Below are 10508 nucleotides of genomic sequence, written 5' to 3' on the forward strand. Positions count from 1 at the left end.
GTGCAGAGCATCGTTTGCATGCAGAGCGCGGCTTGCATGCGTCACCTGCGACGGATGCGTCCCTATGCACGGCATGCGGTGCGTGCAGGCTGTGCATGCTGTGCATGCTTTCAGCGCTGCGCACGCACCGTATGCACACAAGTCCACGAAGGGCGCGATCCAGTGCACCGAAGGGCAGAGACACTTGCAGCGTCGCGCCGCGGCGTGGCCGGGAGATAGTCCAGGAATGCTTGAGCGCCGCATCCGGCGGGGCGGTCTCAGCCATCGTGTCCGGCGCCGCGGTCGGGGGCGCTCATGTCCCCGGTGCCGGGTATGCCGTCGGCGCGCGCGTAGCGCAGGTACACGGTGCCCGTCGAGCCGGCTACCGGCGGTGCGAGGAGAGTGAGATTGGTGGGCACCGCGCCGGCGTCGAACACCTTCTTCCCGACGCCGAGCACGATCGGGTGCACCCACAGGTCGAGCCGGTCGAAGAGTTTCTCGCGCAGGAGGGTCTGGACCAGATTCAGGCTCCCGACGACCTTGATGTGCTCGTGCCGGTCCCGGATTTCGCGCACCGCGGTGGCCAGATCGGGGCCGAGCTGTGTGGATCCGGACCAGGAGAGGTCGGGCCGGCCGCGGGAGGCCACGTACTTCGGGACGCTGTTGAAGAGCGTGGCGATGTCGCGGTTCTCGCCGCTGTGCTGGTGCGGCCAGTAGGCGGCGAAGATGTCGTAGGTCCGGCGGCCGAGCAGCAGGGCGTCGGTGCCGTCGTAGGCGGCCCCGATCTGCGCGCCGGTGACCTCGTCGAGCAGGGGTGCCTGCCAGCCGCCGAACGGGAACCCTTCCGGGTCTTCGTCGGGGCCGCCGGGTGCCTGTCCGACGAGGTCGAGGGTGGTGAACAGTTCGATGTCGATCAAGCCCATGGCGTGGCTCCCGGTGAAGTGGGTTGTCCCGGTCGCAGAGATAGAGTCGCAGAGATAGACCTGCCGGCGTGGGCAAACTCATCGCTGCAACGACTCTTGCTTCCTGCGTGTCGACCGCCTTGCGCGGTGCATCGGTCACCCCCTCCCGCGGTCGGGTCCTTGCCCTGATCACGCCACCAGGCTCTGCATGTGCTCGGAATGACGGGCGCGCCCGCGCCGGGACGGCGCACCACGTAATCGCCCGGCGGCCACCGACACCGCAAGTCACCGGCACGATCTGCGGCTTGGCAATCCGTGACGGGGCCTGTGATCGTTCCAGTCGTGGAATCGGCGGCCTCCGCTGCGCTCCTCCTCACTCAGATCGCCGAAGTGGATTCGTACCGATCCCACGAAGTAGATGACTGAGGGTGTTCAAGCCGCCTCATTGCATTGACCTGACTCCGTCGGGGGAGTCCCGACCAGGGAACGGGTCACCACGGCTCGCGCCGCGCGATAGTCGGCGCGGCCGGTGTCGGTCACCGGGAATCGGCCGTACCGCAGCCGAGCGGGAGCGTCGATCGGCAGGGCGATGGTCAGCGAGACTGTGCGGGGCACGCCGGTCTTCTTGCCGCGTCGGCAGCGCCATTCCTGCTCTTCGAGCCACCACCGGTGCAGCTCCCGATCGAGCAGGTGGCGGCGGACCCGCTGCGCTCCGACACCGGAGGCCCCGACCCGGTCGGCGCCGCGATCGAGCTGTTCCCGGAGCTCAGGGGTATCGGCTCGTAGATCGGTGGGCAGGCCCAAGCGGGCGAGGGTAGACAGGGTCCGCGTCACGGTGGCGAGGCTGTAGCCGGTCAAGGCAGCCACTTCGTCGGGATTTCTGCCCGCTCCGGAAATGAGGAGTTTTCCCGAAATCGCGGCCCAGTGGATACGGGCAGCTGCCCCACCCAGCCCGGACCGGTGCGCCCAGAGATCGTGCGTGTGGTGCTCTAGCAGGGAGGGAGAGTGCCCCGGGGCGGGGGCGGGTTCCCCTTGTGTTGCAGCAGGTAGCGCGGCGGCCGGGTCGGGGAGTTCGAGTTGCCAGGTGGCGGCGCGGGTTCCGCTGCCGGTGCGGACACATCGCACCCAGGACTCGTGGGCCAGCACCCGCAACCGCCGGGAGACGGTGGAGGCATCGACCGCGGCGGCCTGGGCGAGTCGGCGACAGTCGATGTCGACGGTGCGGGTGCGGGCGGTGCGGGCGAGCGCGAGGAGGGCGTAGAGGATGCGTTCGTCGCTGGCGCCGCCGGGGCGGGCCCAGTGCGCCGGGTCGGATCCGATGGCGGCCTCGATGCGGTCGAGTTCGTCGTCGACCGGTGTCCGCGTGGTCGGGGGAGCGGAGGCGAAGCCGGCGGCGGTGTCCAGGGCGCGGCGCCATTGCCGGTCGGTGTCCTCGCGGCCGCGGGCGCGGTCCTCGCGCAGACGGACCAGTCCCGGCGCGGTGGCCGCGGCCGCCCGGGCATCGGCGAGGGTGTGGCCGGCGCGGGCCATGCCCAGAAAGATGCTGTGCACGATCGCCGAGCGGTCCGCTCCGGGTGCCGGAACCGCGGCCAGCAGGGCGCGGGTGGCGTCGGTGAGCGGGCGCCGCGGCCGGTCCAAGCGGGGATTGGAGGCCTGATCAACGATGCGCACCGCCCCGGTGGGGCGGTGGGGGGCCGGGGCGGCGGAGTGAGGGTGCCGGGCCAGCAACCATTCCACCACCTCCGGGGCGGTTTCGGTGTCGAGGCGGGCGAGGGCGGTCTCGAGGGCGGCGCCGTGCAGGTGGGGTCGGGACTGCCCGTCGCGGCGGTGCGGGGCCCCGGGGGGGCGGACGGCGCCGGTGGCGGGGTTGGTCAAGGGGGCGGTGTCGAGGCTGGGGTAGTGCTGGCGCAGGGCGTGGGCGAGGCGACGCACGTCGTCGGGGGCGGCGCCCGGGGCGGCGAGGCGCAGCCAGATGTGCTGCCCGCCGGTGGGCCCGGACCGGGTGCGCAGGTGCGGAACCCCGAGTTCCGCCAGGTGCGCGGCCAGCCGGTCGGCATCGGTGCAGGCGGCGTCGGGGCCGTGGCGTCCGCTGTCGAGGTCGAACGCCAGCAGGCGGTAGCGATGGTTCGCGTCGGCCAGGTAGATCGCCCACGGAAATCCGGGCGGCTGGCTGGGCACGGCCATCGTGGTGGCATACGTGTGGGTGCGATCCGGGTCGATCCGCACCCGGGCACGCGGCGACCAGCGGCGCGTGCACACGTCGAAAAGGTGACGATTCGGTGCGGTGTCACCGGTGAGAATGGCGACACGCGCAGCGATCGTTGGCTCTGATTCAGGGCGCGATGTACCCTGAGACCTGTCCGGCAAGACAGTCCCTTCGGGGAAAGCAGTACGAGAGCCGAGTTTGGCCGCTTAGCTCTCACCAACTTTGAGGACCCTCAGCCCCGCACGGCTGGGGGTTTTCTCATGTGGTCTGCGTGTTGCTTATGAAGTTGCTGAAGCCACTCTTGGGCTACGCAGACATACGAACCTCCTCCTCGCGGTGGCGCTGAAGCTCGCGGACGAGTAGATGGTGGCCGGTGGTCACTGCAAGCAGGTCCGCGACGTACTGGCTGATCGATTCGACCCCAGCAGCTCGGCGACCCTCCTCGAGGGCTTCGTAGACTTCATCCGGGACGCGGGTGACCACGCGGGTACGGGCACCCTTGCTAGCCATTCCCACTGCAGTTCTCCCTCCACCGTTCAACCTGTGCCAACATGGCCGGTCGGCCCGAGCCGAGGCGATGCCTTGACCATCTTGTGACAGGTGAGGCGTAAAGCATGTCCGACACGCCCACGCCTCGACCGCCAACTCGGATTCTTTCATACTATTCACCTATTCTTTGCCTTTGTTTAGTGACGCCTGGCGAGAGTATGGCTTGCGTTATGCTCCGGAGGTTCCGCCATCTGGCAGGGGAGGCCTGAAGGGGAGGTAGCGAGTGCTGAGACGTGGGGGCGATCGACGCGAACGGATCGCGCAGATCCTCGATCGGGTGCCCCTGGAGCCGCCGTGGACGGTCGCGGAGTTCCTCAGCTGGCTGGAGGAGGACACCGGGAAGGCGGTGGAGTTGGAGCCGTGGCCGGGCCTGTCGACGGACCTGCAGACCCGATGCGGGCTGCTCTTCGGTGGCCCGACGCGGTACGTCATCCGCTATGACCCGGCTCGCTCGGTTCGCCATCAGCGTCAGCAGATCTTTCACGAGGTCGGCCATGTGCTCGGTCAGCACCCGGGAGAGCCGTTCCGCCCGACGGAAAGCGCCCTGACCGAAGGGCTGAGCTTGGAGGGAATCGAGTACATGATGCGGCGTTCGACCTTCGACTCTCCGACCGAGGCGGAAGCCGAATTGCTCGGCACGCACCTGGCGGTGCTCAGTCGCGGTCCGATCGACCTGGACAGTCACGGTGATCTGCATCGAATCGCCGGCGTCTTCGCCCCGCTGCGATGAGCGCTCTGCTGCACCAGGAGGCCACCTCCGCGCTGCCGGAGTGGGCAAGCATCCCCATGATGGGGTTCCTCGCCCTGGTCATCGCGGCACGGGCTCTGTTCGTCTCCGAACGTCAGCTCGACCAGCAGATCACCTGGTTGCTGGTGTGGTGGCTGGGTGCCTCGCTGCTCCGAGACGGTGCGGTACAGACCATTCTGCTGGGGGTCACACCCCTGACCTTGTCGGACATTCGCCTGCTCACCCACGGTTTCGCCATGCTCGGGGCGGCCGCGATCTTCCTCATCGTCCTGGCCTACCGCAAGGTGCGGAAGATTCCGCGGCGCACGATCGTCGGGTGCTACGCCCTGATCGTGGGGTGGATGCTGGTGATGGCCTGGATCAGTGCGCCGGCGCGCTCGATGGGTGTGGCCATTGAGGAGCTGCGCTCGGTGCGGACCGTGACGTACATGGCGATCTACGCGGCCCAGATGCCGCTGGCGGTGGCGGCGGTGGCGTACGCGTGCCTGCGCATCCTCCGCGACGGTGAGCAGAACCGGTCCACTCGGCTGTGGGCAGGACTGATCCTGGGCACCGGCGCCGTGTCGGCCTTCGATCATCTGACGCGGTTCGCCAACGCCGTGTTGATGTCCGTGGAGGTGACCAATGGGTTCACCGACTGGCGCAGCCAGTCCAACGATGTGCTCTTCCTGCCGACCGCGTGCGTGTTGGCGGCTGTCGTCGCCGCTCCGGTGTGCGCGGCGGTACGGGCGAAACTGCGCAACGATCCGTCGTCGGTGGCCGTGCTGACGTTGACGCCCATGTGGCAGGACCTGTCGAGCGCGTTGCCGGCCATGTCGATGGAATCGACGGGGCTGCTTCCGAACAGTGTGGATCGCGAGCACCGGATGCGGATCGAGTGCGAGGACGCGGTGTTCACCCTCCTGCCGTACATGACCGAGCAGGAGCGGCGGGACGAGGCCACCCCGACGCAGCGGTGCGCCGCGATCGTCAACGCGCTCGAGCGGCGCAGAGCCGGGGCGGCGGAATCCCGCGTGGCCACGCCGCGGTGGCTTGCCGACGAAGACGAGCTGCTGCGCATCGCGCAAGCATGGACCAAGCGCCCGGCCGACGCCGTGAGCGTGTGACAAGGGGAAGGAACGGCTAGTGCCGAACACGACGATTCCGCATCCGCCGCGGCGGGTGCCGTTCATCGGCGATGTCCTGGGAATGTCCAAGGAGAAACCGAACCAGACCACGTTGCAGCGGTTCGAGGAGCTGGGGCCGATCTACCGGCGCTCCATTCTCGGGACGGACCTGACCTTCGTCGGCTCCGCGGAGCTCGCCGCGCAGGTCTTCGACGACACGGTGTGGGAGAAGTACATCGGGCGACCTCTCGAACGGCTGCGACCGCTGGTGGCGGACGGGCTCTTCACCGCCTACAACTGGGAATCGAGCTGGGCACGAGCACACGAGGTCCTCATGCCCGGCTTCACCAAGGAGGCGATGGTCTCCTACCACGACGTGATGGTCGAGGTCGTCGACGAGCTGGGCAAGGACCTCGCCAGTGGCGACGGATACGTGCCGGTCGTGGACGAGATGGGCAAGCTCACCCTCGAGGTGATCGGTCGCTGCGGCTTCGGCTACTCGTTCGATTCGTTCGGCGGCAGCGAGCATCCCTTCGTGGCCGCGATGAGCCGAGCACTGACCTTCGCGCAGAACAGTGCGATCCCGGTGCCCTTCGTCGGTAAGTTCCTGCACCGCAAGGCCGAGCAGCAGAACGAGCTCGACCATGCCTTGTTGGTCGAGACCGTGGACGAGGTGATTGCGGCCCGGCAGCGGTCGGGCGAGCGCCGGCGTGATCTGCTGGACCGGATGCTGCATCCGGACGACGGTGCTGCGCTCGATCCGGAGAACATCCGCAACCAGGTGCTGACCTTCCTCGTGGCCGGCCACGAGACCTCCGTCAACGCACTGAGCTTTGCGCTGCACTTCATCGCCCAAGATCCGGTGGTGGCCTCCCGGATGCGTGAGGAGGCTCGCGGGGTCCTCGGCGACGGCTCCGTCCGGTACGGGGACGTGCCGCGGTTGCGCTACACGCGCCAGGTGATCAACGAAGCACTGCGGTTGTGGCCCACGGCTCCGGGTTTCTTCCGCTCCGCCAAGCAGGACACCCGGGTGGGCGGCTACGAGTTCGCGGCCGGGGAATGGGTGTTCGTGCTGCTGCTGGCGGTACAACGCGATCCGGCCTGGGGTTCCGACGCCGACCGGTTCAACCCGGATCGCTTCGCACCGGAGCACAACCGTGGTCGGGCACCGGAGCTGTTCAAGCCGTTCGGCACCGGCATCCGCTCGTGCATCGGCCGGCAGTTCGCCTTGCACGAGATGACCCTCGCATTGGCGACCCTGGTGCTGCAGTTCGACATCACTCCCGAACCCGGCTATTCGCTCGAGGTGGAAGAAACACTGACGTTGCGCCCGAAGGGCCTTCGTCTGCGCTTCACGCCTGTCTGAGTCCGCCCGTCTGCGGCGTCATCCGCTCGATTTCCGCGATGAGCCGCTCGAGGTCTTCGCGCGTCAGGCTGGTGGCACGCGCGGCGAAGTGGTGCAGCCCGCGGTCCCGGATGGTGATCCACAGACGCAACCGTTGATCGATGTCGATGTCCCGGCCACCGCTCAGGCGCAGGTAGTCGCGGTCGACCTTGAACGCGTCGCACAGCGCGTCGGTGATGGTGACCGGCAACGAGGTCCGCTCTCCGGAGCGGACCTCGTCGAACACCTCCACCGGGACCGGCTCGCCGATGCGCTGTCCGACGATGGTGGCCACCGCCTGCAACGTCAGCTCGGGTTCGTTGCGGTGGTGGTAGAACGCGAGAAGCCGCTCGAGCTTCTGCCCGAGGGACGGGGCCAGGTAGTTCACGGACGGTCCTCCTTCTGCGCTTTGCTCCACTGGGTGACGAACGCGTGCTCTGTCGCTTCGTCGATCTCCCCGGCCCGACCCGTCAGCCACCGCAGGTACAGCAGCTCGTGGGCGTCTTCGACAGACGGGGGCTCGGGCGTGCGATTGAGGTAGTCCCCGATCAGCATCTCCACCACCGGATCACCTCGCACCGGTGAGTCCGGTGCCGACTTGCGTTCGAGCTGGGCGATCAACCATGCCCGCAGGATGCGATCGACCAGCACGTCGAAGTCGGTGTTGATCCGACCCAGTTCGGCGACAAGTTCCTGGTCCTCGATCGTCCCCGCCAACCGTTCGTACCGCTTCGCGATGTCGGACAACTCGTTGACCACGGTCAGGGAGAGGGTCACCGAGTCCGCAGCGGCGTTGACCGCACTGGGAGTCGATCGCCGTACGGACGGGACCTCCTCCAAGGCAGTGGGTTCCCCGCCGGCGAAGGCCCTCGCCGCAGATCCCTCGGTCCACTGCAGACCGGTGTCGAGGCGTCGCAGCGTACGGGCGCTCGGGGAAGCGATGGCGCCTTTTTCTATCTTGCCCGTAGTCACGTCGGAGGGCCCGCCGGCTTGTTGCAGCTGGTCGAGAGTCAAGCCAAGCAGGCGCCTCCGCTCGGCAACTATTCGCGCAAAACGCGCCCGCTCGTTTGTCATCGCATCGACCTTACCGGCCAATGTCCGAATCAGATGCCTTCGGTACCTCGAAGGAGCTGGGGCTTTGCGACACTCCACGTCAACCTTCACCGCCACCTCCTTCGCTAAAGTTGGATTGTTTTTTGCTTTTCTTTCGAACTTTTCGAGTATATGCTTTGCTTCGGATTTGCGAAGAGGGATTTTGTGCCGGTCCCGCACCGGGGCGGCCACTGTCTCGGAGGACCGGGGCCCCATGAAGGGCTGTGCGCACTCACAGCAGTGCAGCGCCCTGTGGCGTACCGGCTCTGGGGTGCAGGGCTTCCGCACAAGCTCTGCACCCGAGAGCCGGAACGGTGGGGGTGATCACTGCGGGTCTTGAGGATCGACTGCTCGAGGGATGGAGAGAGATGAAGGATTGGGGGACGCGGACTGTGGCCACCGCCGTCACCACGGCTGCGGTCATGGCTGGTGTGGGTGGTCTGGTCCCGGTGCACGCGCAGACGCATTGGCTCGACGGGCTGGTCGATGGGTGCCCGGATCTGTATGTCCTGGGGATGCAGGGCACGACGGAGTCCTCACCGGGTGCGCCGGTGAAGGTCGATACCGGGATGCTGTCGAACATCATGGGGCCGATGCTCGACCAGGCCCGTGAGCTGGGCGCGAGCGTCGATCGGGCCTATGTGCCGTATCCGGGTTCGTTCGGCGGCCTCACCCCCGGTGGTAGCCGGTCGTACGTCGAGTCGGTCACCGAGGGGGAGGAAAACCTGTCCCTGGCGGCGAAGAAGGTGCTCGAGCAGTGTCCGTCGGCCAAGCTCGCCGTGGTCGGCTTCTCCCAGGGCGCTCACGCGGCCTCGAACTTCCTGCGGTCGGTCGGCAAGGGCACCGGAGCGGTGCCGGCCGGCTCGGTCGCGGCCGGTGCGCTGTTCGGCGCGCCGACCCGCAGCCCCGGCTCCGGCCTGTTCCCCGGCACCTCGCAGAGCGACCCGTCGCCGGTTCCCGGCACCACGGGCGAGACGGTCAAGGCGCTGTCGTCGGTGGCGTTCACCGCCCCGGAAGGCGGCGGCATCGGCCCCGTCGCCGATCTGACCACGGACTACGGCACCCTCTCGGGTCGGGTCTCGTCCTGGTGCCAGACCGGTGATCTGGCGTGCGACGCTCCGGCGAACGCGCCGATCGTGCGGGCGGTGGTCAACGTCGCCGGGCAGGTCGAGGTCGGCGGTGATCCGTTCGTCGCCGTCGCCACGGTCGGGCGGGCCTTGGCCTCGACGGCGTTCACCACCGCCGTCGAGGTGGTCAACGAGGACATTGCGGCTCCGAGGAACGCCCTCGAGGCGGTGTCGATCCAGCCGAAGAAGACCATCTCGCAGCGTCTGGCGGAAGCCTCCGATCCGCGGGCCACACCCCCGACCGGGCAGGAAGTGACCGCGGCGTTGATGAAGGTCGGTCTGATCGGCCTCAACGCGGCTGTCACGGTCGCCAAGAAGGTGCTCACCCCGGAGACGATCGCGGCAGTCGCGGCGGTCGGGCTGGCCAATCCGGCCGCGGCGTTCGGGGTGCTCGCCGCCAGGACGGTCGGTGTGCTGCCCGAGCTGGTTCCGCCGGCGACCTCGCAACGCCTCGTGCGCCAGGCGTTCCAGGTCGTGCAGAACGAGGTCAAGGCCAACCGCGATGCCTTCGATCTGGTGGCGATGACGACGGTGCGCAACGTCGCCGCCGAGCACGGCTCCTACGGGTCGGTTCCGGCCACCGCCAGTGGGCAGGCCCCGACACGATTCGTCGCGTCCTGGCTCGCTGCGGCGGCAGCCGACCTCGACGCCGCCGCCTCCTCGGCATCGTCCACGTCCACGACCACATCGAAGACGGTGACCTCGACGACGCCGGTCCCGACAACCACCGCGATTCGGCCGACAAGCACCACCGAGACCACGTCGAGCACGCCGTCACAAACAGTGACCTCCACCACCGCGGCACCGGCCACGACCACGACGCGTGTGGTCGAGACGGGACCGACGGTGCTCGAGCAGGGCGGCGTCTCGGCCGCCGCACTCAACTGATTTCGCGCCCCGACATACGAGAGAGAGAGAAGCGATCATGAGCACACATCGCAGGGCTTCGCGGCTCGCCAAGGCGAGCGTCGTGCCCGCCACGGCCGCAGCGATCGTGGCAGCAGGGTCGGGGCTGGCCTCGGCCGCTCCGGTCGAGCTGCCCTCGCAGGGCGGGGTGACCACCCCGGCCCCGTCCACCCAGGGCGGCACCACCAGCGCCCCGAAGCCGGCCCCGGCTCCTCCGGCCAAGCAGATCTACTGGACCCCGCCTCCGGCGCAGCAGCGTCAGTACGCGCCGCTGCCGGACTACAACTACGACACGAACCGTTACGAGCGGCAGTCCGCCCCGCCGCCGATCGACCCGATGACGCTGCGGGCGCCGCAGCCGGTCACCCCGGAGCCGATCTACCTCGCTCCGCCGGAGAAGATCATGGTCGGCGATGTCCACGTCAACCAGCCGAACTGGGTCACCGACGACGACCGGGAGCGCACCAACAACACCGCCGGTCTGATCCGCTCCGAGGTCGCCACCTTCT

Annotated in this window: 9 protein-coding genes and 1 pseudogene; 5 read left to right on the forward strand and 5 right to left on the reverse strand. The window is 68.3% G+C overall.

Annotated features, from left to right (window positions below; translation table 11 throughout):
- Positions 1–257: 257 nt before the first annotated feature.
- The 3 genes from RZ1_RS28485 to RZ1_RS28495 form a co-directional block, all read right to left on the reverse strand.
- Entirely contained in the window at positions 258–902 is a 645-nt protein-coding gene (locus tag RZ1_RS28485) for a dihydrofolate reductase family protein (RefSeq protein WP_072816204.1), read from the reverse strand.
- A gap of 411 nt (positions 903–1313) precedes the next feature.
- Positions 1314–3107: a hypothetical protein gene (locus tag RZ1_RS28490; protein WP_072816214.1), complete on the reverse strand. Its 1794-nt coding sequence runs from the start codon at positions 3105–3107 to the stop codon at positions 1314–1316.
- Between the two features lie 286 nt (positions 3108–3393).
- Complete coding sequence (locus RZ1_RS28495; RefSeq protein ID WP_029547261.1) at positions 3394–3597, reverse strand: hypothetical protein; 204 nt, start codon at positions 3595–3597, stop codon at positions 3394–3396.
- A 262-nt stretch (positions 3598–3859) separates the two neighbouring features.
- On the opposite strand from RZ1_RS28495, the gene RZ1_RS28500 reads away from it, so the two are divergent.
- The 3 genes from RZ1_RS28500 to RZ1_RS28510 are packed head-to-tail and all read left to right on the forward strand — an operon-like array spanning position 3860 to position 6856.
- Positions 3860–4366: a hypothetical protein gene (locus RZ1_RS28500; RefSeq protein ID WP_029547260.1), complete on the forward strand. Its 507-nt coding sequence runs from the start codon at positions 3860–3862 to the stop codon at positions 4364–4366.
- Entirely contained in the window at positions 4363–5490 is a 1128-nt protein-coding gene (locus RZ1_RS28505; protein ID WP_072816206.1) for a DUF6545 domain-containing protein, read from the forward strand. Before RZ1_RS28500 ends, RZ1_RS28505 begins: the two co-directional genes overlap by 4 nt.
- A gap of 19 nt (positions 5491–5509) precedes the next feature.
- The gene (locus RZ1_RS28510; protein WP_072816207.1) at positions 5510–6856 is read left to right on the forward strand and encodes a cytochrome P450; all 1347 of its coding nucleotides are present in this window, start codon (positions 5510–5512) and stop codon (positions 6854–6856) included.
- On the opposite strand, the gene RZ1_RS28515 is transcribed toward RZ1_RS28510, so the two are convergent.
- Positions 6843–7262, reverse strand: a complete 420-nt coding sequence (locus RZ1_RS28515) for a hypothetical protein (protein WP_072816209.1) — start codon at positions 7260–7262, stop codon at positions 6843–6845. The genes RZ1_RS28510 and RZ1_RS28515 overlap by 14 nt on opposite strands.
- The gene (locus tag RZ1_RS30300; protein WP_139282051.1) at positions 7259–7888 is read right to left on the reverse strand and encodes a hypothetical protein; all 630 of its coding nucleotides are present in this window, start codon (positions 7886–7888) and stop codon (positions 7259–7261) included. Before RZ1_RS30300 ends, RZ1_RS28515 begins: the two co-directional genes overlap by 4 nt.
- A 500-nt stretch (positions 7889–8388) precedes the next feature.
- Between RZ1_RS30300 and RZ1_RS28525 the strand changes: the two genes are divergently transcribed.
- Entirely contained in the window at positions 8389–9981 is a 1593-nt protein-coding gene (locus tag RZ1_RS28525; protein ID WP_283236387.1) for a cutinase family protein, read from the forward strand.
- Positions 9982–10018: 37 nt separating this feature from the next.
- Positions 10019–10508: pseudogene (locus RZ1_RS28530) on the forward strand (insoluble domain protein); the annotation flags it as partial.

Source organism: Rhodococcus zopfii NBRC 100606 = JCM 9919 (assembly GCF_001895025.1).
Lineage (GTDB): Bacteria > Actinomycetota > Actinomycetes > Mycobacteriales > Mycobacteriaceae > Rhodococcus > Rhodococcus zopfii.

Excerpts from the sequence above, each read along its gene's own strand:
- RZ1_RS28485 (WP_072816204.1), bottom strand. The coding sequence starts at position 902 with ATGGGCTTGATCGACATCGAACTGTTCACCACCCTCGACCTCGTCGGA.
- RZ1_RS28495 (WP_029547261.1), bottom strand. The coding sequence starts at position 3,597 with ATGGCTAGCAAGGGTGCCCGTACCCGCGTGGTCACCCGCGTCCCGGAT.
- RZ1_RS28505 (WP_072816206.1), top strand. The coding sequence starts at position 4,363 with ATGAGCGCTCTGCTGCACCAGGAGGCCACCTCCGCGCTGCCGGAGTGG.
- RZ1_RS28525 (WP_283236387.1), top strand. The coding sequence starts at position 8,389 with ATGGCTGGTGTGGGTGGTCTGGTCCCGGTGCACGCGCAGACGCATTGG.